This window comes from Saccharopolyspora indica (genome assembly GCF_027853965.1).
GTDB classification, from domain to species: Bacteria; Actinomycetota; Actinomycetes; order Mycobacteriales; family Pseudonocardiaceae; genus Saccharopolyspora; species Saccharopolyspora indica.
In genome coordinates this window covers 1-25,124 of the sequence record NZ_JAQGLB010000035.1, presented here as the reverse complement: position 1 = coordinate 25,124, position 25,124 = coordinate 1, and the positions used below count along the sequence as shown (strand labels likewise).

The window sequence follows — 25,124 nt, the reverse complement described above, 5'->3', positions numbered from 1 at the left end:
AACTTCTCCTGTCTGCGTTGGAAACGTCGAATGATCTTGCAGTCCGGCGCGAAAGGGCGTCGCCGGAAGGGTTTTCAGCCGTCCAGGTGGACGAGCATCTTGCCGGTGTTCGCACCTCGGAGCACGCCCAGCAGCGCCTCCGGTGCGCGTTCGATCCCGTGCTCCACCGTGGTCTCGGTGCGCAGGGTTCCTTCGCGCAGCCAGTTCGCGGCCTTGCCGATGTACTCCGGGAACTGGTCGAAGTGCTGGCCGATGATCAGGCCGCGCATCGTGATCTCCTTGATGGCCATCTGGAAGTAGTTCTTCGGTCCCGAGGCCGGTGCGCCGTGCGCGCTGATGGCACCGACCAGGGCGATCCGGCCGCCGCCGCGCATCGCGTCGATGGCCGCTTCCAGCTGCTCACCGCCGACGTTGTCGATGTAGACGTCGATGCCGTCGGGCGCGGCGACGTCGAGCTGCTCGGCGATCGAGGCCGATCGGTAGTCGATGGCCGCGTCGAACCCGAAGGTCTCGCGCAGCTTCCGGGCCTTGACCGGGCCACCGGCCGATCCGATGACCTTCGACGCGCCGAACTGGCGGGCCAGCTGCCCGGCCACGCTGCCGACCGCACCGGCTGCGGCGGACACGAACACCACGTCACCGGGGCGCACCGGGGCGGTCTCGGTGGTGGCGACGTAGGCGGTCAGCCCGGTCGTGCCCAGCGGGCCGAGGTAGTCCTGCTCCCCGGCGACCGAGGTGTCGAGCACCTCGACCGCGGCCGCGTCCAGCACCGCGCACTCGCGCCAGCCGAGCCAGTGCCGCACCGCGGTGCCGACCGGCACCTCCGCGGCTTCGGAGGCGATGACCCGCCCGATCGCCGGTCCGTCGAGCACCTCGCCCACCTGGTACGGCGGCAGGAATGCGACCGCGGGGTCCATCCGGTCCCGCATGAAGGGGTCGACCGACATCCAGGTGTTGCGCACCAGCACCTGCCCGGCACCGGGCTGCGGGACCGGCGTCTCGACCAGTTCGAAGTCCTCGGCACGGAGGTCACCGTCGGGGAGCGACCGCAGCCGGATCTCGCGACCGGTGTTCTGCTGTGCGTCGTTCATGGCCTGTCCTCTCACTGAAGTTGGCCCAAGCTTGGGCGGCACCGGTTGCGGTTCGCTTCGGGTCCGCTTGCGGTCGGCCATCACCGCAGGTCACCGGGTACTGTCGGGTCGTGCGTTTCGGAGTGCTGGGCCCGCTGGCGGTGTGGACCGACAACGGCACTCCGGTGCCCGTCCCGGAGGCGAAGGTGCGGGCCCTGCTCGCGGACCTGCTCGTCACGCCCGGCCGGTTCATCTCCGCCGACCGGCTGGTCGAGGACCTGTGGGGTTCGGCCCCGCCCGGCAAACCGGTGCCGACGCTGCGCGCCAAGATCTCGCAGCTGCGCAAGGTGCTGGACTCCGCCGAGCCGGGAGCCCGCGCGCTGCTGGAGTTCCGCTCCGGCGCCTACCGGCTCGACATCGACGCCGAGGCCGTCGACGCCGGGCGCTTCGCAGCGCTGAGCGCGCAGGCCAAGACCTCGCCCGATGCCAGGGCACGAGCAGCAGCGCTGGCCGCTGCCCTCGACATCTGGCGCGGCGAGGCGTTCGCGGAGTTCGCCGACGCCGACTTCGCTGCACCCGCCCGCACCCGGTTGCACGACCAGCGCCTGGCCGCGCAGGAGGAGCACGCCGCTGCGCGCCTCGAACTGGGCGAGCACACCGGGGTCGCCGCTGACCTGGCCGAGCTGGTCGCGCTCCACCCGCACCGCGAGCGCCTGCAAGCCGTCCACCTGCGCGCGCTCTACGGTTCCGGGCGGCAAGCCGAGGCTTTGGAGGCCTACCAGCTGGTGCGGGCCCGCCTCGCCGACGAGCTCGGCATCGACCCGGGTCCCGAGCTGGCCGCGCTGCACAGTTCGATGCTCCGGCAGGAACCGGCGCTCACCGCCACCGCTCCCGGGCACAACCTGCCCGCCGCCGTCTCGGCGCTGATCGGCCGCGATGGCGACCTGGAGTCGGTGCGCGCCCGGCTGACCGCGGGACGCCTGGTGACGCTGACCGGTCCGGGCGGGGTCGGCAAGACCCGGCTCGGCCTGGAGGCCACCCGGGCCGCAGCGGAATCCTTCCCCGACGGCGCCTGGCTGGTCGAGCTCGCCGCCATCGACACCGAGGCCGCGGCCACCGAAGCCGCGGTGGCCGATGCCATCGCGGCCGTGCTGGGCCTGCGCGACGAGGTCGCCGGATCCCCGCTGGACGGCGCCACCTGCTTGGCCGAAGCCCTGCGCGGCAAGCACCTCCTGCTCCTGCTCGACAACTGCGAGCACGTCATCGACGCGACCGCCGCGCTGGCCGACCGGCTGCTGGCCGCCGCGCCCGGCGTGCGGCTCCTCGCGACCAGCCGGGAACCGCTGCACCTGCCCGGCGAGCAGCTGTGGCCGGTCCAGCCGCTGGCCCTGCCCGACGGCGAAACGCCCGCGGCGGTCCGCGATTCCAGCGCCGCGCAGCTGTTCCTGGCCCGCGCGGTCGCGGCCGGGTTCGACGAGCGGGACGACGACGCCGCCGCGATCGCCGCGATCTGCCGCCGCCTCGACGGCCTGCCGCTGGCGCTGGAACTGGCGGCCTCCCGGATCCGCGGCCTCGGCCTGCGCGAACTCGCCGCCCGCCTGGACGACCGCTTCGACCTGCTGACCGCCCGCAACCGCCGCGCGCCCACCCGGCACCAGACCCTGCGGGCGGTCATCGACTGGAGCTGGGGCCTGCTCGGCGAGGAGGAGCAGATCGTCCTGCGCCGCCTCTCGGTCTTCGCCGACGGGTGCACGCTCGACGCCGCCGAAGCGGTCTGCGCGAACGAGCCGAGCACGCTGCTCGACGTGCTCACCGGCCTGGTCGACCGCAGCCTGGTGGCGGTCGGCTTCCCCGACGGACGTCCGCGCTACCGGCTGCTGGAATCGGTGGCCGCCTACTGCCGGGAAAGGCTCGCCGAAGCCGAGGAGACCGACGCCGTGCGGCAGCGGGCGCGCCGCCACCACGCCGAGCTGGCCGAACGGGCCGAAGCCGGGTTGCGCAGCGGCGAGCAGCGGAACTGGCTGCGGCGGCTCGACCTGGAACTGCCGAACCTCCGCTCCTGCCTGGACGATTCGGTCCGCCACGGCGACACCGCGGCGACGCGGCACCTGGCCGCGGCGGCGTCGTGGCACCTCTTCCTGCGCGGCCGGTTCCGGGAAGCGCACCAGCTGCTGGCGGGCGCCGGCGCCGACCCGGTGGTGGTGGCGTGCCGGGATTCCCTGGCCGTGCTCTCCGGTGCCGAGCGCAACGTCGCCCGGGAGCGGCCCGAGATCACCGATCCGGTCGCCAGGGCGCGGGCCGAGTGCTTCCTCGAGTTCGTCCACCTCGACGTCGGCGACTACTCCGGGCCACCGCACGTCCTGGAACGGGCGCTGCGGGTCTTCCGGGAGGCCGAGGACCGCTGGGGCGAGGCCGCGGTGCTCACCAACCGGGCCCGCCGCGGGATCGTGCGCGGTGAGCTCGCCGCGTCCCGGGAGGACGCGACGACGGCGAAGGCGCTGTTCGACGAGCTCGGCGACCAGTGGGGGCAGTTGCAGGCGGCCGAGCTGCTGGCCAGGGTCGCCGAGATCACCGGCGACTACGCGATGGCCGCGCGCACGCACCGCGACGGGCTGCGCATCGCCGAAGACCTCGGCCTCGCCTCCGAGGCCGCCAACAAGCTCTCCGGGCTCGGCCGCATCGCGCTGCTCACCGGAGATCTCGAAGCATCCGAAACCCACCACCGCCGCGCCGCCGACCTCGCCGCGGCGGCCCGCAACGAGCAGGGACTGGTCTACGCCGAGTTCGGCCTGGCGCTGACCGCCCGCCGCCAAGGGCGCCTGGACGACGCCGAGCAGCTGTGGCACCGACAGCTGCGGTGGAGCCGCCGGGCCGGCGATCACCCCGGTGTCGCCCTGGCACTGGCAGAACTCGGTTTCATCGCCGAACAACGCGCCGACGCCGACACCGCGACCCGCCTCCACACCGAAGGCCTCGCCACCGCCGAGAGCACCGAAGATCCCCGCGCGATCGCCCTCGCCCTCGAAGGCCTGGCCGGTGTCAAAGCGCTCCTCGGCGACGCCGCGGCGGCCGCGCGCCTGCTCGGAAGAGCCGCGGTGACCCGCGAATCGGTCGGCGCGCCCCTCCCCCGGGCCGAACGCGCCGACGTCGACCGCATCACCGCCCGAGCCCGCGAAACCGCCCCGGAGACCTTCGCCGCGGCCTACGCGGAAGGACGTGCCGAGCACATGTCCTGATCGGTGGGGTGCTCGTCCTTGAGGACGCCCACCGGTACGGCCAAGCTCGATGAGGTGAACAGGCACCGAGTGGTCATCCTGGTCCACGACGGCGTCCAGCTGCTCGACGTCGCCGGGCCGCTGGAGGTCTTCGACGGCGCTGATCAGCTGCTCCGCCGGGGCTACGAAGTGCTCCTGGCCTCGCCCAGCGGTCGCGACGTGATCGCCTCGTCGCGGTTCCGGCTGGGCGTGGACCTCGCGCTCCAGGACGTCGACGAGCTCGACACGCTCGTCGTGGCGGGCGGCTGGGGGTCCCGCGAAGCGGCCGCCGATCCCGAGCTGGTCCGGCAGGTGCGCCGGTTGTCCGAGCGCGCCCGGCGGACGGCGTCGGTCTGCACCGGGGCGTTCCTGCTGGCGGAGGCCGGGTTGCTGGCCGGGCGCCGGGCCACCACGCACTGGGCGATGTGCGACGAGCTCGCCGCGTCCTACCCGGACGTCGTGGTGGAACCGGACGCGATCTACGTCCGCGACGCCCCGCTGCTCACCGCGGCCGGGGTCAGCGCCGGGATCGATCTCGCGCTGGCCATGGTCGAGGACGACCACGGCGTGGAGGTCGCCCGCACCATCGCCAAGTGGATGGTGGTGTTCCTCCAGCGCCCGGGCGGGCAGTCGCAGTTCAGCGTGTGGCACTCCGCGCAGCCGGTCCACGACAGCGCGCTGCACGATCTGCTCGCCGAGATCGCCGCGAACCCCGCGGGCGATCACCGGGTCCCGGTGATGGCCGACCGGCTGGCCATGAGCCCGCGCCACTTCACCCGGCTGTTCACCAAGCAGGTGGGCACCAGCCCGGGCCGCTACGTCGAGCGGGCGCGCGTCGAAGCGGCGCGCTTGATGCTCGAAAGCGGCCAGCGCGGCATCGCGCGGCGCTGCGGCTTCGGCAGCGCCGAGACCATGCGCCGCGCCTTCGTCCGCCAGCTCGGGGTCCCGCCCAGCACCTACCGCGACCGCTTCAGCACCGCCGGGCGACCGGCGCCGACCCACTGAGGAGACCACTGTGGACATCGCATTCGTGCTCTACGACAAGTTCACCGCGCTGGACCTGATCGGCCCGTACGAGGTCCTCGCCGGACCGGACAGCGTCACCCCGCACTTCGTCGCGGCGAGCCGCGACACGGTGATCTGCGACTCCGGCCTGCCGATCCAGCCGACGACGACGTTCGCCGAGCTGACCCGGCCCGACATCGTCGTGGTCCCCGGCAGCTCCCGGTGGCACACCGCGCTGGAGAGCACCGAGCTGATCACCTGGCTGGCCGCCGTGCACCCGACCACCACCTGGACGGCGTCGGTGTGCTCGGGATCGACGTTGCTGGCCAAGGCCGGTGTCCTCACCGGCAAGCGGGCGACGACGCACTGGGCGGTCCGCGACGTCCTGGCCGAGCTCGGAGCGCAGGTCAGCACCGATCGCGTGGTGGTGGACGGCGACGTGATCACGGGCGCCGGGGTGTCGGCGGGCATCGACATGGCCCTGCTGCTGGCGGCGCGGCTGTGGGGCGAGGACAGCGCGAAGCTGATCCAGCTGGCCCTGGAGTACGACCCGCAGCCGCCGTTCGACGCCGGATCGCCCGACAAGGCGGGCCCGGAGCTGGTGGCGGCGGTCCGCGAAGGGGTGCTTCCGGCCTAGCGCGGTTACGCTCTGGCCGTGGCACCGGACGAAAACCGCGTTTACCTCCTCCGACACGGCACCACCGAGTGGTCCCAGACCGGCCAGCACACCAGCCGGTCCGACATCCCGCTCACGGTCGAGGGCGAACTGCGGGCCCGCCAAGCCGGGCAGACCCTGACCGCGCTGCGCCCCGCCGGACCGGTGGTCGTGCTCGCGAGCCCGCGCCAGCGCGCGCAGCGCACGGCGGTGCTGGCCGGGTTGGACGACGTCGTCACCGAACCGCTGCTCGCGGAATGGGACTACGGCGACTACGAGGGCCTGACCACCCCGGAGATCCGCGAGCAGGTCCCGGACTGGACGGTGTGGACGCACCCCTGCCCGGGCGGCGAGAGCGCGGAGCAGGTGTCGGCGCGCGCCGACGAGCTGCTGGCCCGCATCGCCGACACCGCTTCCGACGTGGTGCTGGTGGGCCACGGCCACTTCAGCCGCTGCCTGATCGCCCGCTGGCTGGGCCTGCCCGCGGTCGCCGGCGTGGGTTTCGCGCTGGACCCGGCCGGGATCACCGTCCTCGGCCGCGAGCGCGGAGCACCGCAGGTGGTGCGCTCCAACATCCCACCCTGGCAGCAGGGCTGAGCCGCGCGGGTCGCCTGCCGGGCGCGAATATGCTGGCCCGGTAGGCAGAACCCGTGGAGGTATGGATGATCCGCCGTGCGACCGAAGCCGACGTCCCGGCCATGGTCGAGCTGGTGCACGAGCTCGCGCTGTACGAGAAGGCGCCCGAGCTGTGCCACCTGACCGAGCAGCAGCTGCGCACGGCGCTGTTCGGTCCGGACCCCGCGCTGTTCGGGCACGTGGCCGAAGTGGACGGCGCGGTGGTGGGACTCGCCCTGTGGTTCCTGAACTTCTCCACCTGGGAGGGCGTGCACGGCATCTACCTGGAGGACCTGTTCGTGCAGCCCCAGCAGCGCGGCAGCGGCCTGGGCAAGGCGTTGCTGCAGACGCTGGCCAAGGAGTGCGTCGACCGCGGTTACGCGCGGCTGGAGTGGCAGGTCCTGGACTGGAACGAACCGGCGATCGACTTCTACAAGGCGGCGGGCGCGATCCCGATGGACGAGTGGACGGTCTTCCGCCTCACCGGCGACCCGCTCCGCGCCTTCAGCGCCTGAGGCGGGTTCAGCACCTGCCTGAACGGGTCGGGTGCGCCAACCGCGAAACACAACCGGCACCGCATCGGAAGCATCGCATGCGCCGCAGGCGCATAACCCACCTACGCAACCGGCACCGCCGCGGGTTCTCAGACGTCGTCTGGCGAGGACAGCCCGTTCGCCGTGTATTGGACATACATGAGAACGGGCTCCCGCAGACCAGGCGGCGTCTGAGGTTCCGCCACCCGCACCGCCACGCAAAACGAGCCTGGAAAAGCTCTAGTCCTCGCGGTCCGCGTCGGGGGCGGCGTTGCCGTAGTACGACCAGCGCCGTCCTTCGCGGTTGAACATGAAGTACAGGACCGCGATCGCCGGGATCGCGAGGATCGTGCCGGCCAGCGGCTGACCCGACGGCCCGAACGCGTACCACGCGGTGCCCAGGAGCATCAGCTGCAGCAGCAGGGCCGGGGTGCGCGCCCAGTGCTTTCCCTTGAGCATGCCGAGGCCCGCCGCGAGGACTCCGGCCGACAGCAGCGCGAAGTAGCCGGCCTCCCCGTAGGTCTGGGCGCTGCCGAACTCGCCCACCCCGCCGGAACCGGCACTGGTGCCGCGGATCAGCAGCGCGACGACGAAGATCAGCCCCGCCACGGCCTGCAGCGTGGTCAGGACGCCGGCGATGCGCACGGTGCGCGGGACAGCTTCGATCGACACGGTCGCGGTTGCCCTTCCGGAAAGCGGAATCGGTGACTCTGCGTATGCCCCGTCGATGGTAATACCGCCTGAATGACGCATGGCTGCGACCACCGTCACGCGCGATGATCGATTCATGGCTGCCACGGCGATCGCGGATATCGGGGTGTCCGCGCCATCCGCCGTGCGCCCGACCGGCCCGGGTGGACGGCGAACGGATGCGCTCCGGGGTTGCGCGTCCGGCTCCCACCGGGTCCCGGCGGAGGTCAGCGGCACGGCGCACCCGCTCCTGGTGCTTCAGCCGGCCCGCCCCGCCCGCGTCGGGCAGCGCAGCTGGTGGGAGTACCGATCGCGGCGGGAGGAGGCCCTGCGGGAGAGCTGAACCAACGGTCTCGCCTAGGCTGCGGGTGTGCGCGCCGTACTCGTCGTCAACCCGCAGGCGACGTCCACCACTGCGGCTGGCCGGGATGTGCTCGCTCACGCGCTGGCCAGCGAGCTGAAGCTGGACGTCGTCGAAACGCAGTACTGGGGCCACGCCTCCGACACCGCGCGCGCGGCCGTCGAGGACGGCGTGGACCTGGTGATCGCGCACGGCGGCGACGGCACGGTCAACGAAGTGGTCAACGGCATGTTCTCGGCCGGTGACGTGGGCGACCGGGCGATGCCGACGCTGGGCGTGGTGCCCGGCGGATCCGCCAACGTGTTCGCCCGCGCCCTGGGGCTGCCGCGAGATCCGGTCGAGGCCACGCACCGCCTGCTGCGCGCGGTGGCCGAGCGCAGCGGCCGCTGGGTCGGGCTCGGCCGCGCCGATGAGCGCTGGTTCACCTTCAACGCGGGTGTGGGCTGGGACGCGGAAGTGGTCGCCGAGGTGGAGCGGCTGCGCTCGACCGGCCGGAACGTGACCCCCGCCCTGTACGCCCGCACCGCGCTCGCCTGCTACTTCCGGATGGCTCGCGAGGAGCCGAAGCTCACCTTGCAAATCGGTGACGAAACGCAGGTCGGCGGATTGCACAGCGTGTTCGTCTCGAACACCGACCCCTGGACCTACCTCGGCTCCCGCCCGGTCCGGATGAGCCCGGAGACCAGCTTCGACACCGGCCTGGGCGTCTTCGCGCTGAAGAACATGCGCACTTACCCTGTGTTACGACATGTAGCGGAAATGCTACGCGGTAGAGCGAAACCACACGGAAGTAACCTAATTCAACGTGCGGACGTGGCCCATCTCCGCGTAACCTGTACGGAGCCGTTGCGCCTGCAGGTCGACGGCGATTGCCTGGGTGAGCGTTCGGAGATCGAGTTCCTCTCAGTCCCGGAAGCTCTCCGCGTCGCCGTATAACCTTCTCGTAACGGATGGGCGTAGTTACCGACTCGCGACCCCCGTCTGCGACCGGTGACACACCGAAACCCCTGGTCAAGTCCTGTCGATCTTTCAGGTGAGTTCCCTCACCGCGCGAGATCGAACTCTTGACATCGCGGCAGTTCGTGAAAGCATTCACAAGCACACGGACTCCGTGCAAGCATTCACAAACACCCCGAACACGTACGAGCGGCGCGCGTTGGCGCGCCTAGCGAGGAGCAAGGAACGATGGACTGGCGCCACGATGCGGTTTGCCGTGACGAGGACCCGGAGCTGTTCTTCCCCGTAGGGAACAGCGGTCCTGCCGTGCTGCAGATCGCCGAGGCGAAGGCCGTTTGCCGCCGTTGTCCCGTCGCCTCCGAGTGCCTGGCATGGGCACTGGAGAGCGGGCAGGACGCCGGCGTCTGGGGCGGTATGAGCGAGGACGAGCGGCGTGCCCTCAAGCGGCGCAACGCTCGCACCCGGGCCCGCACCAACGCCTGAGTAGCGAAACTCGCTGAAGACGCAGCGGGTCGATCGCACCCCCGGTGATCGACCCGGCGTCTTCGCCCCGGTCGCGAAGAACGGCCATCGCACCGAAAGATACCCGCCCACCCCGACGAGACCCCCGGCCGATCCGCGTCGATGTCGGCCCCGGAAGAACCGCCCAGCTCACAGCTCGTTCGAGCAGGCGGATCCGGGAACCCGGCCCGATCGGCCACGATGCGACACCGCCCGACCGCCGCATCACCAGGATCGACGCACCGCGCGGCGCCCGACCTACCGGGCAGACGTCAGCGCCGGTACTTCAGCGGAACGCGCAACACCGCCTCGGTACCCCGCTGCCGCCCGCGACCGCGCAAGCTCAACGACCCTCGGAGCTCGGATTCCACGAGGGTCCGCACGATCTGCAGGCCGAGGCGTTCGGCGCGCTCGAGGGAGAAGCCCTTCGGCAGGCCACGACCGTCATCGGAGATGACGACGTCGAGCCAGCGCGCCGAACGCTCCGCCTGCACCACGACTTCGCCGCCCTGCCCTTCCGGGAAGGCGTGCTCGAAAGCATTCTGCACCAGCTCGGTGAGCACCATCACCAGCGGGGTGGCCAACTCGGCGGACACCACTCCGAACCGGCCCTCGCGGCGCACCTTCACGCCGGTCTCGGCCACGGCGACATCGCTCATCATCGGGATCACGCGGTCCACCACGTCGTCCAGGTCGACCCGCTCGTCCACCGACATCGACAGCGTCTCGTGCACCAGCGCGATGGACGTCACCCGCCGCACCGACTCGTCCAGCGCGAGGCGCGCCTCGTTGTTCCCGGTCCGCCTCGACTGCAACCGCAGCAGCGCGGCCACCGTCTGCAGGTTGTTCTTGACCCGGTGGTGGATCTCGCGGATCGTCGCGTCCTTGGACATCAGCGCGCGGTCCCGGCGCTTGACCTCCGTGACGTCGCGCACCAGCACCAGCGCACCCGCCTGCTGTCCGCGCGGGCGCAGCGGCAGCGCCCGGAACAGCACCGTCGCACCGCGCGCCTCGGCCTCGATGCGCATGCTGGGCTGCCCGCCCATCGCGCGCCGCACCCGCTGCGCCACTTCGTCGGCGTCGAACGGATCGTTGAGCAGCGACCGGGTCAGCGGCGCGAGCTGCGCGCCGACGAGATCCGCGGCGTGGCCCATCCGGTGGTAGGCCGACAGCGCGTTCGGGCTGGCGAACACGACGGTCCCGGAGCTGTCGAGGCGGATGAGGCCGTCACCGACCCGCGGGCTGGTGTGCACGTCGGGCGCCGGTTCCGGGGTGGGGAAGGTGCCGTCGGCGACCATCTGGCACAGGTCGGCGGCGCTGCCCAGGTAGGAGATCTCCAGCGGGCTCGGCACCCGCGGCACCGCGAGGTTGGTGTCGCGGCTGAGCACCGCGACGATCTCGTCGCCCAACCGGACCGGGATCGTCTCGCGGCGCACCGGAACGCCGAGGTGCCAGCGCGGGTCCTCCTCGCGGCAGATCCGGCCTTCCAGGGCCGCGCGGCGCAGCTGCGGGTGCTCCTCCTCGGTGACCTCGGTGCCCACCACGTCCTCCGGGTGGGCGGTGGGGGCCGTCGTGGGCCGGGCCTGGGCCACGCACAGGAAGCGGCTGTCCGGGGCCTCCTGCGGACCGATCGGCACCCAGAGCAGGAAGTCGGCGAAGGACAGGTCCGACAGCAGCTGCCACTCGGCGACCACGAGCTGCAGGTGGTCGGCGGCGGTACCGGACAGCCCGGTGTGCTCGGCGAGCAGATCACTCAGCGTGGACAAGATCAGCCCCTCCCCCCGGCCCGGCCGGGCTCGACCCGCGACCGCGATCCGGTCACCTTAGGAAAGCATGACCGGAACCACCCGCCGGCGGCAGGTGGCGGGCATGTCAAACTGGATGCTTGAAACCCCAGCGGAGGCGGGTCGGCCTCGATGCCCGACCGGTCGCCGGACTGGCTGGAACCCGAGCTTGAGGAGATGCCGATGGGTAAGCGCGCCCGCAAGAAGAAGGACCGCAAGAAGAACAAGGCCAACCACGGCAAGCGCCCCAACTCGTGAGCGCCGGCGGCACTGGCCGTCGAACGTGCGAATGGCCCCGGACCAGACAGGTCCGGGGCCATTCGACGTAATGGGGTCATTCCGCGGAGGAGATCCGTTTGGTTCTTACCTCCACCGAGGTGCCGTCGGGGCCGCGTTCCACGGTCACCTCGGCCTTGCTCAGGACGGCTTCGCGGATCGAGGAGCGCAAGCGCTCCTTCAACTCCGTCGGCGCGTGCTCGCCGCTGCACTTGCGGTGCAGCAGGGCTTTGATGTGCTCCTCGATGCCGAAGTGCTCCAGGCAGCTCCCGCAACCATCGAGGTGCTCCTGCACCGCGGCGCGTCGCTGCTGATCGCACTCGTTGTCCAGGAACAGCCACACCTCGGCGAGGATGTCCTCGCAGGAAGCCTCGTCCGAACCACCGCAGTTCATGAAGTGCTCACCTCCCGCTTGGTCTCCCGCAGGAAACCGCGATCGCGGGCGACGTCGGTGAGCATCTCACGCAGCTGCCTGCGGCCGCGGTGCAGCCTCGACATGACGGTGCCGATGGGCGTGCCCATGATCTCGGCGATCTCCTTGTAGGCGAAGCCTTCGACGTCCGCGAGGTAGACCACCATGCGGAACTCCTCGGCCAGCTGCTGCAACGCGGCCTTCACATCGGTGTCCGGCAACCGGTCCAGCGCCTCGACCTCCGCCGAGCGCAGCCCGCTGGAGGTGTGGTTCTCCGCCTGCGCGAGCTGCCAGTCGGCGATCTCGTCGGTCGGCTGCTGCTGCGGCTGGCGCTGCCGCTTGCGGTAGCCGTTGATGTAGGTGTTGGTGAGGATGCGGTACAGCCAGGCCTTCAGATTGGTGCCCTGGGTGAACGACTTGAACGCGGAGAACGCCTTGAGGTAGGTCTCCTGGACCAGGTCCTCGGCGTCCTGGGCGTTGCGGGTCATCCGCAGCGCCGCACCGTAGAGCTGGTCCAGCAGCGGCATCGCGTCCTGCTCGAAACGCGCGGCACGCTGCTCGTCGGTCTCCGCGGTGCGGTCGGAGTCGTCCGGTCTCCCGGCCACGTCCGGGCGCTCTGGGGTGCTTGGCACCGGGCTCCTTTCCCGCCGCCTGGACGAAGTGACAGCAGGCGACGAACCCATGCGTTCGTTCGCATGGTCCAGGTCCGAGGATACGCGTGCCCGACCCCGAGTACCCGTCGGTGACAGCCGTGCGCGCTCGGGGCGGTCCAGCACGCAGGTGTTCGTCGATTCCATGGTCACGTCCCCTGCAACGCGACACCCGCGGCCTGTTATTCCGGCCTTCTAGAGTGACGCGCATGGCAGGTAAGGGCACTCCCGCTACGGCGCTGTTGGCCAAGCGCAAGGTTGCGCACGAAGTGCACGCGTACGACCACGACCCGCGTGCCGAGTCCTTCGGCCTGGAGGCCGCCGAGGCGCTCGGCCAGCCCCCGGAGCGGATCTTCAAAACGCTGGTCGCGGAGGTGGACGGCAAGCTCGCGGTCGGCGTGGTGCCGGTCACCGGGCAGCTCGACCTCAAGGCGCTCGCGGCCGCGGTGGGCGGGAAGAAGGCGAAGATGGCCGAGGTCGCCGCCGCCGAGCGCGCCACCGGCTACGTCGCGGGCGGCATCTCCCCGCTGGGTCAGAAGAAGCGGCTGCCGGTCGTGATCGACTCCTCGGCGACCGGTTTCGACACGATCTACTGCAGCGCCGGGCGGCGCGGCCTGGAGATCGAGCTCGCCGCCGCCGACCTCGTCCGGCTGCTCGACGCGGTGCTCGCCGACATCGCCGACATCGCCGGCTGATGCCGCGCAGGGGGAGCGGCCCGGCGGACGATGACGGGTCGCTCCCCCGGCGCTGGTGCCACTGCCGCGCAACAGTCGCACCGGGGAACCGGACAGGCAGGGGGACGCCCTGTCCGGGAGGCGGCGGAGTCGGCTGCCCGGTCCGGCGACGCGGGTTCAGGTGCCAGAACCGGTTCGCGGTCGCGTGCGGCGAACTCCCAGCTGATCGTCCGAGTCAGGTGTGAACAGGACAACGCCGTTGATTTCAGATGATGATTTCCGCAGCTGAGCGCCCTGCCAGATCACTCGTTCAGGGGCCTCCGGGATGACAGGAAGGTTCCCGTGCTCGCACCGCTGCGCCGGGGATGACAGGAAGGTTCCCGTGCAGCGGCGACCCGTGCGAACAGCTCGGGACGACGGCGAGATCATGCGGGCTGGGCGTTCACGCACCGGTGCTACTATCACGGCGTACTAGTACAGCGTGTTGGAGGCGCGTGTGAACCAGCAACCCCCGGAAGGCCTCAGCAGTCGCGAGAGGATCTTGTGGGCAGCGGCGAAGATGCTCGGGGAGAAGCCCGGAGCGGCGCTGAGCGTGCGCGCGGTCGCGGCGAGGGCGGACGTGAGCACGGGGTCGCTGCGCCATCACTTCCCGACGCAGCGCGCCCTCATGGATGCGGTGCTCGCCGTCGTCTACGACATGGTCCTGCCCCAGGAGAGCATCCACGACTCGTCGATCCCGGCCGCCGACAGGCTCATCGCCTGCCTGCAGCGCCTGCTCGCCCCCGAGGGGGCCAAGACCAGCCCGCGCGAAGCCTGGATCCTCGCCTTCGACCGCTACATCAGGCCCGAGCCGACGCCGGAAGTCCGCGAGGAGGCCCTGGCGCTCGAGCGGGAGATGCTGCGGCGGATCGAGTACTGCCTGAGCGTGCTGCAGAACGAGGGAGCGATCGAAGCGGGCGACAACACCCGGCGGGCCAAGTTCTTGATGACGGTGGTCAGCGGCCTCTCCATCGCACAGGCCCTGCCAGCCGAGTCATCGCGGCTGCAGGACGAGCACGACGCTCTGCGCACCGCGGTCGACAGCATCGTCAAGACCGCGAAGTAGGCGATCGGCGAGCACGCCCTCGATCCCTGGCGCTGGGAACCGCTTCCCCGTTCGGCTAGTCGAGCAGGCGGAGGACCCGGCCAAGCCACTCCTGGGTGGCCCGGTGGACCGCGTCGACGTCGGCCTTCAGCGAGTGGTCGCCGGGAACCAGCACCACCTCGCGGTTGTGCGACGGTTCGGGCTGCCCGAACGCGTCGCGCTCGCCCTGCACCACCAGCACCGGAGCTTCGACCCCGTCCAGCTCCGGCAGCCGGGACTTCTCCGGCTTGCCCGGCGGGTGCACCGGGAACGCCAGGCACAGCACCGCCGACGCCGCACCGGCCTCCGCGGTCCGGCACGCCACCCGCGCGCCCGACGAACGGCCACCGAAGATCAGCGGGAGATCGGCGAACCAGCGCTCGCCGAGGTCCTCCGCCACGGCGAGCCACGCCGCGTCCAGCTGCTTGGCCGGGGCCGGGGCTCGTCGGCCGGCCACCCGGTACGGCTGCTCGACGAGCGCCACGTGCACGCCGGATTCGGTGGCCGCGCGGGTCGCCGCGACCAGGTCGGGCGCGGCGATGCCGCCACCCGCGCCGTGTCCGAGCAGCAGCGCGGCGCGTCCCTCCTCGGCGCAGTGCAGCTCCGCCCGGGCCGGGCCGTGCGGGGTCTCGACGTCGACGCTGGTCATGACTCGAACAGCGCTGCCTGCTCGGCGGGCTCGGGCGCCGGTTCGACCTGCCGCAGCAGGTCCGGGTGGTTGTTGCGCATGCTGTTCACCTCGGTGGAGACGGGGTGGAGCGCCAGCTCGTCGAGCATCCCCTCGTCCGGGGTCAGCAGCTCGCCGATCTCGGTCCGGCGCGGGTCGAGCCAGTCCGCCCAGCGCTCCCGGGGCAGCACCAGCGGCATCCGGTGGTGGACGTCGGCCAGCTCACCGACGGCATCAGTGGTGACCACCGCGCAGGTCACCACCGGCGGATCGGTCGAATCCGGCGCCCACCAGGCGGAGAACACCGCGGCCATCGCCAAGCTCGCGCCGTCCCGGTGCCTGCACAGGAACGGCTGGCGCCGCCGGTCGCCCGGCCGCCACTCGTACCAGCCGGTCGCAGGCATCAGGCAGCGCCGCCGCCGCGCGGACTCGGCGAACGCGGGCTTCTCGGTGATCGACTCGGCCCTGGCGTTGATCATCGGCGGCCCGCTGCCCGGTTCCTTCGCCCAGGTCGGGATCAACCCCCACCGCACCGGGCGGACGCTGCGCTCGGCACCGCGCTGGACCACGATCGGCACCGTCTTGGTCGGGGTCACGTTGAAGTCCGCGACCACCTCACCACCGGTGCGGTCGGCCGCGTCGAACTCCTCGGCCAACGCCGCCGGATCCTGCTCGACGGCGTAACGCCCACACATCAGAACTCACCCCGCGTCGTGCTCCCGGTTCACTTCGACCCGGGATCCAAACCTACCGCCTGCGGCTGCGGGTCGAGCGGCACGCGTTCGACGAGCTCGGCACCGTTGTTGCGGACGTTGTTGACCGTGGTGGACACCGGGCGCAGTTCCAGCGCGGCCACCAGTTCCTCCGACGGCGGAGCGAGCAGGTCGGTGACGTCCGGCTGATCCGGATCGAGCCAGTGGTCCCAGGCGGTGGGCGGCAGCAGCAGCGGCATCCGGTCGTGCACCTCCGACAGCTGCCCGATCGCGCTGGTGGTCAGCACCGAGCAGGTCACCAGCGGTTCGGCGTCCTCGACCTGCGGATCGCGCCAGGTCGCGAAGATGCCCGCCATCGCCAGGCTGGAACCGTCCGGGGAGGTCATGAAGAACGGCTGCTTGCGGTTGCCCTCGCGCTTCCACTCGTACCAGCCGTCGGCGGGCAGCAGGCACCGGTAGCGCTTGATCGAGGTGCGGAACGAGGGCTTGGTCGTCACCGTCTCGGACTTGGCGTTGATCATCCGGCTGCCGATGGACTTGTCCTTGGCCCACATCGGCACCAGTCCCCAGCGCATCACGCGGATGCTGCGCTCGGTCCGCTCCAGGTCCCGCTCCCCGGCGTCGTCCTCAGGATGCCGCTGCACGACGGTCAGCACCCGCTTGGTCGGCGCGACGTTGAAGTCCGCACCGGGAGCGGCACCGCCGGTGCTGTCCAGCGCGGCGAACTCGGCCGCGAGCTTGCCCGGATCCTTCGTGGAGGCGTACCTACCGCACATGTCCGGACGAACCTCCGTCACCTAGTGGTGGTGTGTCGGAACCCATCCTGGCAGTCCCGATCGTCGCAGGCGAGCGGCACGAGCAGATCTCCGCGCGCCTCGAGGTGGATGACAGGAAGGTTCCCGTGCTCGCAACTCCGAGCGGGCCGGATGACAGGAAAGTTCCCATCCTCGCGCTGCCGTGACAGGAAGGTTCCCGTGCTCGCACCACCGACCGCGGCGAGTGACAGGAAAGTTCCCATGCCTTCAACCCCCGGCCGCGCCGCCGGTGCCACAGCTGCCACGGCGGGCCACTCGGCCAACACGCGGTGGTCAACGCGCCCCCGGCGCTGAATTCGCCGGGCGAGGTGGGGGATCATTGCCTCATGACCCAGCTCTGGCCTGCTCCTACCGCCGCCGGCGCGGTGCGCGCGACCGTCCCGGTGCCCGGTTCGAAGTCGATCACCAACCGGGCCCTGGTGCTCGCCGCGCTCGCCGACGGCCCCTCGACGCTGCGGGCTCCGCTGCGCAGCCGGGACACCGAGCTGATGGCCCGCGCGCTGCGCGCGCTCGGCGTCGCGGTGCAGGACGGGCCGGACGGGTCGTGGCAGGTCACCCCCGCCGCGCTGCGCGGACCGGCCGAGGTCGACTGCGGGCTGGCCGGGACGGTCATGCGGTTCGTCCCGCCGATGGCCGCGCTCGCCTCGGGGATCATCGCCTTCGACGGTGATCCGCACGCCCGGAAGCGCCCGCTCGGCACGGTGCTGGACGCGCTGCGCGCGCTCGGTGCCGACATCGACGGCGACGCGCTGCCGTTCCAGGTCCGCGGCGGCGGGAAGCTGCCCGGCGGCTCGGTGACCATCGACGCCTCCGCGTCCTCGCAGTTCGTCTCCGGGCTGCTGCTGTCGGCTCCGCGGTTCGAGCAGGGCGTCGTGGTCCGGCACGTGGGCGAGCCCGTGCCGTCGCTGCCGCACATCGAGATGACGGTGGCGATGCTGCGCGCCGCCGGTGTCGAGGTCGACGACCAGGAAGCCGACACCTGGCGCGTGCTCCCGGGGCCCATCCGGGCGCTCGACCTGGACGTCGAACCGGACCTGTCCAACGCCACCCCGTTCCTCGCCGCCGCTGCCGCCACCGGCGGAACCGTGACCGTCCCCGGCTGGCCGACCCGGACCACGCAGGCCGGCGACGCGATCCGCGACATCCTCGCCCGGATGGGCGCGCAGGTGGAGCTCACCGACGCGGGTCTGACCGTCTCCGGTCCCGCCGAGCTCCGCGCCGTCGACCTCGACCTGCACGACGTCGGCGAGCTCACCCCCACCGTGGCCGCGCTGGCCGCGCTCGCGGACGGCCGTTCCCGGCTGCGCGGCATCGCGCACCTGCGCGGGCACGAGACCGACCGGCTCGCCGCGCTGCAGACCGAGCTGACCAAGCTGGGCGGCGCCGTCGAGCAGACCGAGGACGGGCTGGTCGTCGAGCCCCGGCCGCTGACCGGCGGGAGCTGGCACTCCTACGCCGACCACCGGATGGCCACCGCCGGTGCGATCCTCGGGCTGCGGGTTCCCGGCGTGCTGGTCGAGGACATCGCCACGACCGGCAAGACCATCCCCGACTTCCCGGGGATGTGGTCGGCGATGCTCGGAGGAGCGGTGTGAGGCCGGAGGCGAACCGATGAGCAAGCGCGGCTGGAGCCACCTCGACGAGTCCGACGTGCGGGTCCGCCCCGGGCGGGGCAGCAGACCGCGCAGCAAGCAGCGCCCGAAGCACGCCGACGCCGAGGCCGCGATGGTCGTCGCCGTCGACCGCGGCCGCTGGACCTGCGCGCTGGACGGTTCTCCGGACCGGATCGTCACCGCCATGCGCGCCCGCGAACTCGGCCGCACCCCGGTGGTCGTCGGCGACCTGGTGGACCTGGTCGGCGACACCTCCGGGAAGCCCGACACGCTGGCCCGGATCGTGCGCGTCTCCGAGCGGACCAGCGTGCTGCGCCGCACCGCCGACGACACCGACCCCTACGAGCGGGTGGTGGTCGCCAACGCCGAGCAGCTGGTCATCGTCACCGCGCTCGCCGACCCGCAGCCGCGACCGGGTTTCATCGACCGCTGCCTGGTCGCCGCGTACGCGGGCGGGCTCGAGCCGGTGCTGTGCCTGACCAAGGCCGACCTCGCCGATCCCGGCGAGTGGATCAAGATCTACTCCTCGCTGGACATGCCGATCACCATCACCGGTCTCGGCGAGGACCCGGCGCAGCTGCGCGAGCTGCTCGCCGACCGGGTGTCCGCGCTGGTCGGCCACTCCGGCGTCGGCAAGTCCACTCTGGTCAACCAGCTGGTCCCGACCGCCGACCGGGCGACCGGCGAGGTCAGCGGAGTCGGCAAGGGCCGGCACACCTCGACCTCGGCGGTCGCCCTGCCGCTGCCGGAGCGGGGCTGGGTGGTCGACACCCCGGGCATCCGCTCGTTCGGGCTGGCGCACGTCACCGCGGACGACGTGATCGCGGCCTTCGAGGGCTTCTCCGCGGCCGCCGAGGAGTGCCCGCCGAACTGCGGACATCTCGGTGGTTCCGACGATCCGGACTGCCACCTGGACACCTTCGCGGCCGACGGCGGCGGTCTGGAACAGCTCGCCTCGCTGCGCCGCCTGCTGCGTTCCCGCGCCGGGATCGACGACGTCTAAGAGCCCTGTCGGCGCAGCCGTCCGCGCTTGTGCAAGCGGCGGCAGCCGCGGTCCAGGGAAGCACTCAGGTTCCGCCAAGCGACCACCCGCGCAGACCGGCCACCAACAGGCATCGCTCCCGGAAAACGCGAATATTTCCCCCTTTAGAGCGGCGATCGTCCCCTGTGGCATGACGACTTCGTTGTTAGCGTGGTCGCGAGGCCGACGTGGGAAGTTGATGTTTCCGCAGCTCACGCAGGCCGCCGTGCGGTTCCCACCGCACGAGCCCAAGAGCCGACAACGGCCCGAGGAGCGTGCCCGATGTCCCGAGCCCGCACCAGGACCGCGGTGATCTCCGCTGGTCTCGCCCTGATCGCAGCAACCGCCGGATGCGCCGGAGAACCTCCGGTGCCGACGAACGCCCTGGCCGCCAACCCAGATCCCCGTCCCGCAGCCGACGCCATGTTGTCCCAGGTGATCAGCAAGATCAGCGAACGCGGCAGCACGCGCAGCGAGGTGCGCGGAAGCCTCGGCGTGGTGGGTGAGCTCACCGCCGACGGCGTCGTGCGCTACCGCGGCCCGCAAGCCGACCTCGCGCTCGACGGGCAGACCCGCAACACCCGGAACCAGCCACCGCAGCGGCTCAACCTGTCCATCGTGGACGGCGTCGGCTACCTGCAGACCCCGCTGGCCCGCCCGGCACCGGACAAGCCCTGGCTGCGCATCTCCCCCGGTGCGGGCGATTTCGGTTCCAAGCTGCTCAGCCCCGCCCTGGACCAGGTGCACGAGGCCGTCGACCCGCGCGCCACCTTCAGCGGCGTCGAACGGGCCACCCGGATCCAGAGCAGCGCCCCCGACCAGGTCGACGGCAGACCCGCCACCCGCTACCAGCTGCGCATCGTCACCGCGCAAGCCGCCGACGCGGCCACCGATGCGCAGCAGCGAACCCGGTTCCGCAAGGCCGCCGACTCCGGCGAACCCGAGCTGGAGTACCAGCTGTGGCTGGACGAATCCGGTCTGCCCGCGCGGTTCGCGGCCACCGGCCAGGTCGCCCAGGCCGGTCAGGTGTCGCTGACCTCGACCTACCGCGACTGGGGCGCACCCGTCGAAGTCCCGGTGCCGCCGGCGCACCAGGTCGGCGTGTTCCAGGACGGCCCGCGATGACGCCGACATAGCCCACATTCATCTCGAAACCACACCTGAACAGATCAAGGCGCTGCTACGTTCCGAGTATTGCTTTGTCCACTCAGAGAGGACTATTCGTGCGTCGCATCGCCACCGCCCTCACCGCTGTCGCGCTGGCAGCCGGTCTCGGAGCGTGCAGCCAGGGCGGATCCCCCACCGGAACGCCCGCCGCCGGGGACGCCCCGGTCAAGGACATCTCGTCGCTGGTCAAGACGGCGAAGACCAGCATGGACGAGAAGAAGACGGTCACCGTCTCCTTCGCGGGCACCGGGCCGATCGCCCAGCTGTACTCCAGCATGAAGTGCGAGGTGGACGTCGAGAAGGCCGCGATGGGCTGCGCCGGCGGCCCCTCCGAGATGGTGGTCAGCGCCGAGGGCATCTACATGAAGAGCCCGCAGCTGGCCCAGCTCGGTGGTGACCCGAGCAAGCCGTGGCTGAAGGTGCCCGCGAACGAGGAGATGGCCCAGCAGTTCGGCGAGCTGGGCAAGATCGGTGACTTCGAGGCCATGCTGCCCGCCGGGTCCACCATCACCTCGACCACCGAGGAGCAGGTCGACGGCAAGGACGCGACCCGCTACGAGGTCACGACCGACCTCAAGCAGGCCTCCGCCAACGCCACCGGGGCCCAGCAGGCGGGCCTGAAGATCATGCTGGACTCGGGCGTCACCGAGCTCAAGCAGACCGTCTGGGTCGACTCCGACGGGCTGCCGCTGAAGGTCGACTCGACCACGCCGGCGCTGAAGTTCCAGGGTCAGGAGATCCCGGAGAGCCAGCTGAGCATGCGCTACTCGGACTGGGGCAAGCCGGTGCAGATCACCGTGCCGCCCGCCGACCAGGTCCAGGACATGCCGAGCATGCCGGGCATGCCCGGCTGATGCCGGCCGGCGTCCGCCGGGCGGTCACCGCCCGGCGGCCGCACCGCACTACATGAGCTCCAGCAGGAACGGCACTTCCTGCGGCGCGTACCAGGCGAGTTCGTGGTCCTCGGCGTCGCCGAGCGCGAACTCCGCGTCCGGATCGCCGAGATCGGCGGCGTCGATCACCTCCGCTGCCGCGCGCACCGCGTCCTCCGCTTCCGCCGCGTCCACGTGCACCGCGGCGATCTGCTTCCACTGAACCGGCCCGGAGATCTTCACCACCGCGTGGTCCAGGTCCGGGCGCAGCGTCACCTCGTCGACGTCGGCGGAGATCACCACCCGGCGCAGTTCCGGCTTCTCCTCACCGGCGATCAACCGCAGCGAGGCGCGCGCGGCCTCCCGCATCGCGGCGTACTCGAGCTCTTCGGTGTCACCGCTGGCGTAGGACTCGCGCAGGGCGGGCGTCAGCGCGAACGCGGTGCCCCCCAACGGCTGCAACTGCTTGTCTTCCGCCAGTTGCCGAAGCATCGGCAGCGTGGCAGGCAGGTAAACCCTCATGCCTCGACCATCCTCATCTTTTCCTCTGCCACTGCATCACCGATAAGAGCCTATATTCTGGTTGCTTTGCTCGGGTGGTCGCTTAGCGGAACCTGAGAGGCCCCCTGGACTGCGGGTGCCCCTCCTGATGTATGACCACTTCGCCGACAGACTCTCAGGCTCGCAGATCGTGCGGTGCCGACCGGTGCTCACGCCTCGACCGTGGCGATCATCTCGTCCACCGCTTCTCCGATCATCGCCGCCAGCACGTCCACGTCGGGCATCGCGTCCCGATCGGCGTTCAGCCCGAAGTAGACGCCGCCGTCGTAGGAGGTCACCCCTACCGACAGCGACTGGTTCTTCGCCAGCGGCACCACCGGGAACATCTCCACCATCCTCGCCCCCGCCGCGTACAACGGCACCTGCGGTCCGGGAACGTTCGTCACCAGGACGTTGAACAGCCGGTCCGAGAGCTGGTTGGCGACCCGCGCCCCGAGGGCGTGCAGCGTCGGCGGCGCGAACCCGGACACCTTCGCCAGGGCCCCGGCCGCCACCGACTGGCCCGACTCGGCGTGCGCCCGCATGGCATGGCTGACCTGGTGCAACCGGACCGTCGGATTGCCCTCGCCGACCGGCAGATCCACCAGGTACGCCGAGACCTTGTTGCCCACCGAGCCGACCGGCAGGCTTCCCGTCTCCGGGTAGGTGGCCCGCGCCTCGGCGTCGTCGGAGCGGACCGACACCGGGACCATCGCGCGAATCGTGGTCGACGGCGCGACCACCTCACCGCGCGACATCAACCAGTTCCGCAGCGCACCGGTGACCACCGACAGCACCACGTCGTTGACCGTGCTGCCGTGGGCCCGCCGGACCGCGCGGAAGTCGTCGAGCCTCGCCCGCGCCACGGCGAACCGGCGCTGCGTCGAGGTCGGCGCGTTCAACGGCCCGCTGGGCGCAGGGACCACAGCGGTGCGCAGGGCCGAGGCGACTCCGCCCAACGCGCGGGAGAGCTTCTGCGCCGTGGCCGTCACGTCCACCATCGCCGCGCGGACGTTCTCGACCACCTCGCCCGGCCGCTGCACGGCATCGGTCACCGCCTCCACCACCAGCTCGGCCGGGCTCGGCTCCGGGCGCGGCATCCACAGCTCGTCGAGATCCGGGATCTCCCGGTTGCGCGCCACGTCGAAGATCACCTGGCCGATGTCGATCGCGCCGATGCCGTCCACCATCGCCTGGTGCGTCTTGGTGATCACCGCGACGCGGTTCTTCGACAGGCCCTCCACCAGGTACACCTCCCACAGCGGGCGGGTGTGGTCGAGCTTGCGCGACATCAACCGGGCGGCCAGGTCGTGCAGCTGCTCATCGCTGCCGGGCTTGGGCAGCGCGGAGCGGCGGACGTGGTAGGTCAGGTCGAAGTCCTGGTCGTCCACCCACACCGGCCGCGCCAGCCGGCCGGGGACCTGCCGCACCCGCTGCCGGTAGCGGGGCACCAACCCCAGTCGGCGGTCGATCAGCGACAGCACCCGGTCGTAGTCGAAGCCGCTGCGCGGGCGCCGGAACACCGCGACACCGCCGACGTGCATCGGCGTGGTGTAGTCCTCCAGGTAGAGGAAGGACGCGTCGACGGCGGAGAGACGATCGGGCATGCCGCGATCCTGGCACACAACCGCCGGAGCCCGAGGGCTCCAGTCGTCTGCCGCGCCGCACCGCATGTGACACTTGGTTGCGTGACCAGCGATGTTTCCCCGAAAGACCGTTTCCTGACCGTTTACGGGCGCAAGCCGGTGCTGGAGGCCCTGGCCGACCGCGACCTCCGCGTCGACAAGGTCGTCCTGGCCGAGGGCCTGCGGGGACCGGTCATCGAGGAGATCAAGGAAGCCGCGGCCGACCGCGCGGTCCGCGTCCAGCGGGCCAGCGCCCACCGGGTCAAGGTGCTGGCCGGCAACGGCCGCCACGACCAGGGCGTGCTGGCCGACGTGGTGGCCCGCAAGATGCGCCCGCTCTCCGATGCGCTCGAAGACCCGGCCAAGGCCCCGGGCACGATCCTGCTGCTGGACGGGCTGACGACACCGGCGAACGTCGGCATGATCCTGCGCACCGCTACCGCGGCGGGCATCGACGGCATCGTGGTGCCGCACCGCGGCGTCGCCGGCCTCGACCCGCTGGTCATCAAGGCCTCGGCCGGAGTCGCGTTCCACGCGCCGGTGCTGCGTTCCCGCACGGCGGGGGAAGCCGCGGAGATGCTCAGCGATGCGGGATATCCGCTGTACGCGCTGGAAGCCGACGCCACCGACACCATCTACAACACCGACTTCGGTTCGCGCGCGGTGTTCGTGCTGGGCAGCGAGACCGCGGGCCTGTCCGAGGAGGTTCAGTCCCGGATCGCCCAGCCGCTGGCCATCCCGATGGCCGGTGACGTGGAATCGCTCAACGTCGCCAGCGCCGCAGCGGTGCTCTGCTTCGAGCTGCTCCGCCGCAAGCTGTCCTGACGCCAGAAGGCCCGCTCTCCCCGTGCGGGGAACCCACCGACTTCGGTTCGCGCGCGGTGTTCGTGCTGGGCAGCGAGACCGCGGGCCTGTCCGAGGAGGTTCAGTCCCGGATCGCCCAGCCGCTGGCCATCCCGATGGCCGGTGACGTGGAATCGCTCAACGTCGCCAGCGCCGCAGCGGTGCTCTGCTTCGAGCTGCTCCGCCGCAAGCTGTCCTGACGCCGGAAGGCCCGCTCTCCCCGTGCGGGGAACCCACCGATCCGGGTTCCCCGCACGAGAACGATCAACGCGGAAACCCGGTCGCACAAAAGAAAGAAGCCCTTTCTTCCTGGTCGGAACCAAGAAGAAAGGGCTTCTTCCAATTAGTGTGTCGGCGGTGTCTTACTCTCCCACACCCTGTCGAGTGCAGTACCATCAGCGCTGGGGAGCTTAGCTACCGGGTTCGGAATGGGACCGGGCGGACCCTCCCCGCCATCGCCACCGACAACCCTCAAACCCACCCACAAGGGCAGGAAACCTTAGGTCGCCATCCACTGGTGATGACACACATATTCAATTGAAGCCTGGATCAAACAACCAACATGGTTGTTGTCTCAGACACCATATAGTGGGTGCGAGCAATCTTTGTGAACAAGTCCTCGGCCTATCAGCACCAGTCAACTCCACACATTACTGTGCTTCCATATCTGGCCTGTCAACCCAGTCAT

General features: G+C 71.1%; 27 protein-coding genes and 1 rRNA gene. 17 read left to right on the top strand and 11 right to left on the bottom strand.

Going from position 1 to position 25,124, the window contains the following annotated elements:
* Positions 1-74 precede the first annotated feature (74 nt).
* Positions 75-1,091, bottom strand: a complete 1,017-nt coding sequence (locus OU416_RS38885; protein ID WP_270932106.1) for an NADP-dependent oxidoreductase — start codon at positions 1,089-1,091, stop codon at positions 75-77.
* Between the two features lie 110 nt (positions 1,092-1,201).
* On the opposite strand from OU416_RS38885, the gene OU416_RS38880 reads away from it, so the two are divergent.
* The 5 genes from OU416_RS38880 (at position 1,202) to OU416_RS38860 (ending at position 7,114) form a co-directional block, all read left to right on the top strand.
* Positions 1,202-4,306 (top strand): BTAD domain-containing putative transcriptional regulator, encoded by a 3,105-nt coding sequence (locus OU416_RS38880; RefSeq protein ID WP_270932105.1) that lies wholly within the window; start codon positions 1,202-1,204, stop codon positions 4,304-4,306.
* Between the two features lie 54 nt (positions 4,307-4,360).
* Positions 4,361-5,329, top strand: coding sequence for a GlxA family transcriptional regulator (locus OU416_RS38875; protein WP_270932104.1), 969 nt, complete (start codon positions 4,361-4,363; stop codon positions 5,327-5,329).
* A 10-nt stretch (positions 5,330-5,339) separates the two neighbouring features.
* Positions 5,340-5,966: a DJ-1/PfpI family protein gene (locus tag OU416_RS38870; RefSeq protein WP_270932103.1), complete on the top strand. Its 627-nt coding sequence runs from the start codon at positions 5,340-5,342 to the stop codon at positions 5,964-5,966.
* 18 nt (positions 5,967-5,984) lie between these two features.
* Entirely contained in the window at positions 5,985-6,581 is a 597-nt protein-coding gene (locus OU416_RS38865) for a histidine phosphatase family protein (RefSeq protein WP_270932102.1), read from the top strand.
* 65 nt (positions 6,582-6,646) lie between these two features.
* Positions 6,647-7,114: a GNAT family N-acetyltransferase gene (locus OU416_RS38860; RefSeq protein WP_270932101.1), complete on the top strand. Its 468-nt coding sequence runs from the start codon at positions 6,647-6,649 to the stop codon at positions 7,112-7,114.
* 258 nt (positions 7,115-7,372) lie between these two features.
* On the opposite strand, the gene OU416_RS38855 is transcribed toward OU416_RS38860, so the two are convergent.
* Positions 7,373-7,804: a hypothetical protein gene (locus tag OU416_RS38855; protein WP_270932100.1), complete on the bottom strand. Its 432-nt coding sequence runs from the start codon at positions 7,802-7,804 to the stop codon at positions 7,373-7,375.
* Positions 7,805-7,919: 115 nt separating this feature from the next.
* On the opposite strand from OU416_RS38855, the gene OU416_RS38850 reads away from it, so the two are divergent.
* From OU416_RS38850 to OU416_RS38840, 3 genes are all read left to right on the top strand, one after another.
* Positions 7,920-8,165, top strand: a complete 246-nt coding sequence (locus OU416_RS38850; protein WP_270932099.1) for a hypothetical protein — start codon at positions 7,920-7,922, stop codon at positions 8,163-8,165.
* 27 nt (positions 8,166-8,192) lie between these two features.
* Positions 8,193-9,119, top strand: coding sequence for a diacylglycerol/lipid kinase family protein (locus OU416_RS38845; RefSeq protein ID WP_270932098.1), 927 nt, complete (start codon positions 8,193-8,195; stop codon positions 9,117-9,119).
* A gap of 249 nt (positions 9,120-9,368) precedes the next feature.
* The gene (locus tag OU416_RS38840) at positions 9,369-9,623 is read left to right on the top strand and encodes a WhiB family transcriptional regulator (protein WP_093157940.1); all 255 of its coding nucleotides are present in this window, start codon (positions 9,369-9,371) and stop codon (positions 9,621-9,623) included.
* A 290-nt stretch (positions 9,624-9,913) separates the two neighbouring features.
* Here the strand turns inward: OU416_RS38840 and OU416_RS38835 are convergent, their stop codons facing one another.
* Entirely contained in the window at positions 9,914-11,407 is a 1,494-nt protein-coding gene (locus OU416_RS38835; RefSeq protein WP_270932097.1) for a PAS domain-containing sensor histidine kinase, read from the bottom strand.
* A gap of 201 nt (positions 11,408-11,608) precedes the next feature.
* Here OU416_RS38835 and OU416_RS40350 point away from each other — a divergent pair, with 201 nt between their 5' ends.
* Positions 11,609-11,683, top strand: a complete 75-nt coding sequence (locus OU416_RS40350) for a 50S ribosomal protein bL37 (RefSeq protein ID WP_103908190.1) — start codon at positions 11,609-11,611, stop codon at positions 11,681-11,683.
* Positions 11,684-11,759: 76 nt separating this feature from the next.
* On the opposite strand, the gene rsrA is transcribed toward OU416_RS40350, so the two are convergent.
* Both rsrA and OU416_RS38820 read right to left on the bottom strand, forming a co-directional pair.
* Positions 11,760-12,095 (bottom strand): mycothiol system anti-sigma-R factor, encoded by a 336-nt coding sequence (rsrA, locus tag OU416_RS38825; RefSeq protein ID WP_270932095.1) that lies wholly within the window; start codon positions 12,093-12,095, stop codon positions 11,760-11,762.
* Positions 12,092-12,745 (bottom strand): sigma-70 family RNA polymerase sigma factor, encoded by a 654-nt coding sequence (locus OU416_RS38820; protein WP_270932094.1) that lies wholly within the window; start codon positions 12,743-12,745, stop codon positions 12,092-12,094. The genes rsrA and OU416_RS38820 overlap by 4 nt, the downstream gene beginning before the upstream one ends.
* A gap of 227 nt (positions 12,746-12,972) precedes the next feature.
* Here OU416_RS38820 and ybaK point away from each other — a divergent pair, with 227 nt between their 5' ends.
* Positions 12,973-13,458 carry a Cys-tRNA(Pro) deacylase gene (ybaK, locus tag OU416_RS38815; RefSeq protein WP_270932093.1) on the top strand — a complete coding sequence of 162 codons (486 nt, stop codon included), beginning with the start codon at positions 12,973-12,975 and terminating at the stop codon, positions 13,456-13,458.
* Positions 13,459-13,933: 475 nt separating this feature from the next.
* Positions 13,934-14,542 carry a TetR/AcrR family transcriptional regulator gene (locus OU416_RS38810; RefSeq protein ID WP_270932092.1) on the top strand — a complete coding sequence of 203 codons (609 nt, stop codon included), beginning with the start codon at positions 13,934-13,936 and terminating at the stop codon, positions 14,540-14,542.
* 55 nt (positions 14,543-14,597) lie between these two features.
* Here OU416_RS38810 and OU416_RS38805 read toward each other — a convergent pair whose 3' ends face one another.
* From OU416_RS38805 to OU416_RS38795, 3 genes are read right to left on the bottom strand one after another with little or no spacing between them, the layout of a single operon-like run.
* Positions 14,598-15,209, bottom strand: a complete 612-nt coding sequence (locus OU416_RS38805; RefSeq protein ID WP_270932091.1) for an alpha/beta hydrolase family protein — start codon at positions 15,207-15,209, stop codon at positions 14,598-14,600.
* Positions 15,206-15,922 (bottom strand): SOS response-associated peptidase, encoded by a 717-nt coding sequence (locus OU416_RS38800; RefSeq protein WP_270932090.1) that lies wholly within the window; start codon positions 15,920-15,922, stop codon positions 15,206-15,208. The genes OU416_RS38805 and OU416_RS38800 overlap by 4 nt, the downstream gene beginning before the upstream one ends.
* 29 nt (positions 15,923-15,951) lie before the next feature.
* On the bottom strand, positions 15,952-16,716 hold the full coding sequence (locus tag OU416_RS38795) for an SOS response-associated peptidase (RefSeq protein WP_270932089.1): 765 nt from the start codon (positions 16,714-16,716) through the stop codon (positions 15,952-15,954).
* Between the two features lie 365 nt (positions 16,717-17,081).
* On the opposite strand from OU416_RS38795, the gene aroA reads away from it, so the two are divergent.
* From aroA to OU416_RS38775, 4 genes are all read left to right on the top strand, one after another.
* Positions 17,082-18,350 carry a 3-phosphoshikimate 1-carboxyvinyltransferase gene (gene aroA, locus OU416_RS38790; RefSeq protein ID WP_270932088.1) on the top strand — a complete coding sequence of 423 codons (1,269 nt, stop codon included), beginning with the start codon at positions 17,082-17,084 and terminating at the stop codon, positions 18,348-18,350.
* 16 nt (positions 18,351-18,366) lie between these two features.
* Entirely contained in the window at positions 18,367-19,371 is a 1,005-nt protein-coding gene (gene rsgA / locus OU416_RS38785) for a ribosome small subunit-dependent GTPase A (protein ID WP_270932087.1), read from the top strand.
* Between the two features lie 300 nt (positions 19,372-19,671).
* On the top strand, positions 19,672-20,514 hold the full coding sequence (locus tag OU416_RS38780; RefSeq protein ID WP_270932086.1) for a hypothetical protein: 843 nt from the start codon (positions 19,672-19,674) through the stop codon (positions 20,512-20,514).
* A 98-nt stretch (positions 20,515-20,612) separates the two neighbouring features.
* Positions 20,613-21,410: a hypothetical protein gene (locus OU416_RS38775; RefSeq protein ID WP_270932085.1), complete on the top strand. Its 798-nt coding sequence runs from the start codon at positions 20,613-20,615 to the stop codon at positions 21,408-21,410.
* 48 nt (positions 21,411-21,458) lie between these two features.
* Here OU416_RS38775 and OU416_RS38770 read toward each other — a convergent pair whose 3' ends face one another.
* Together OU416_RS38770 and OU416_RS38765 are read right to left on the bottom strand one after the other, a co-directional pair.
* A complete protein-coding gene (locus OU416_RS38770) occupies positions 21,459-21,950 on the bottom strand; it encodes a DUF6912 family protein (protein ID WP_270932084.1) in 492 nt (163 codons plus the stop codon).
* 188 nt (positions 21,951-22,138) lie between these two features.
* Positions 22,139-23,575, bottom strand: coding sequence for a WS/DGAT/MGAT family O-acyltransferase (locus OU416_RS38765; protein ID WP_270932083.1), 1,437 nt, complete (start codon positions 23,573-23,575; stop codon positions 22,139-22,141).
* A gap of 81 nt (positions 23,576-23,656) precedes the next feature.
* Here OU416_RS38765 and OU416_RS38760 point away from each other — a divergent pair, with 81 nt between their 5' ends.
* Both OU416_RS38760 and OU416_RS40345 read left to right on the top strand, forming a co-directional pair.
* Positions 23,657-24,418 carry a TrmH family RNA methyltransferase gene (locus OU416_RS38760; RefSeq protein ID WP_270932082.1) on the top strand — a complete coding sequence of 254 codons (762 nt, stop codon included), beginning with the start codon at positions 23,657-23,659 and terminating at the stop codon, positions 24,416-24,418.
* Entirely contained in the window at positions 24,352-24,636 is a 285-nt protein-coding gene (locus OU416_RS40345; protein ID WP_408642295.1) for a TrmH family RNA methyltransferase, read from the top strand. Before OU416_RS38760 ends, OU416_RS40345 begins: the two co-directional genes overlap by 67 nt.
* A 149-nt stretch (positions 24,637-24,785) precedes the next feature.
* Here OU416_RS40345 and rrf read toward each other — a convergent pair.
* A 5S ribosomal RNA gene (rrf, locus tag OU416_RS38750) occupies positions 24,786-24,902 on the bottom strand.
* Positions 24,903-25,124: the final 222 nt, after the last annotated feature.

Bases quoted from the DNA above. Each gene is read 5' to 3' on its own strand.
- rsgA (WP_270932087.1), top strand. From the start codon at position 18,367: ATGAGCAAGCGCGGCTGGAGCCACCTCGACGAGTCCGACGTGCGGGTC.
- OU416_RS38860 (WP_270932101.1), top strand. From the start codon at position 6,647: ATGATCCGCCGTGCGACCGAAGCCGACGTCCCGGCCATGGTCGAGCTG.
- OU416_RS38770 (WP_270932084.1), bottom strand. From the start codon at position 21,950: ATGAGGGTTTACCTGCCTGCCACGCTGCCGATGCTTCGGCAACTGGCG.
- aroA (WP_270932088.1), top strand. From the start codon at position 17,082: ATGACCCAGCTCTGGCCTGCTCCTACCGCCGCCGGCGCGGTGCGCGCG.
- OU416_RS38840 (WP_093157940.1), top strand. From the start codon at position 9,369: ATGGACTGGCGCCACGATGCGGTTTGCCGTGACGAGGACCCGGAGCTG.
- OU416_RS38805 (WP_270932091.1), bottom strand. From the start codon at position 15,209: ATGACCAGCGTCGACGTCGAGACCCCGCACGGCCCGGCCCGGGCGGAG.
- OU416_RS38850 (WP_270932099.1), top strand. From the start codon at position 7,920: ATGGCTGCCACGGCGATCGCGGATATCGGGGTGTCCGCGCCATCCGCC.
- OU416_RS38780 (WP_270932086.1), top strand. From the start codon at position 19,672: ATGTCCCGAGCCCGCACCAGGACCGCGGTGATCTCCGCTGGTCTCGCC.
- OU416_RS38795 (WP_270932089.1), bottom strand. From the start codon at position 16,716: ATGTGCGGTAGGTACGCCTCCACGAAGGATCCGGGCAAGCTCGCGGCC.
- rsrA (WP_270932095.1), bottom strand. From the start codon at position 12,095: ATGAACTGCGGTGGTTCGGACGAGGCTTCCTGCGAGGACATCCTCGCC.
- ybaK (WP_270932093.1), top strand. From the start codon at position 12,973: ATGGCAGGTAAGGGCACTCCCGCTACGGCGCTGTTGGCCAAGCGCAAG.
- OU416_RS38885 (WP_270932106.1), bottom strand. From the start codon at position 1,091: ATGAACGACGCACAGCAGAACACCGGTCGCGAGATCCGGCTGCGGTCG.
- OU416_RS38765 (WP_270932083.1), bottom strand. From the start codon at position 23,575: ATGCCCGATCGTCTCTCCGCCGTCGACGCGTCCTTCCTCTACCTGGAG.
- OU416_RS38800 (WP_270932090.1), bottom strand. From the start codon at position 15,922: ATGTGTGGGCGTTACGCCGTCGAGCAGGATCCGGCGGCGTTGGCCGAG.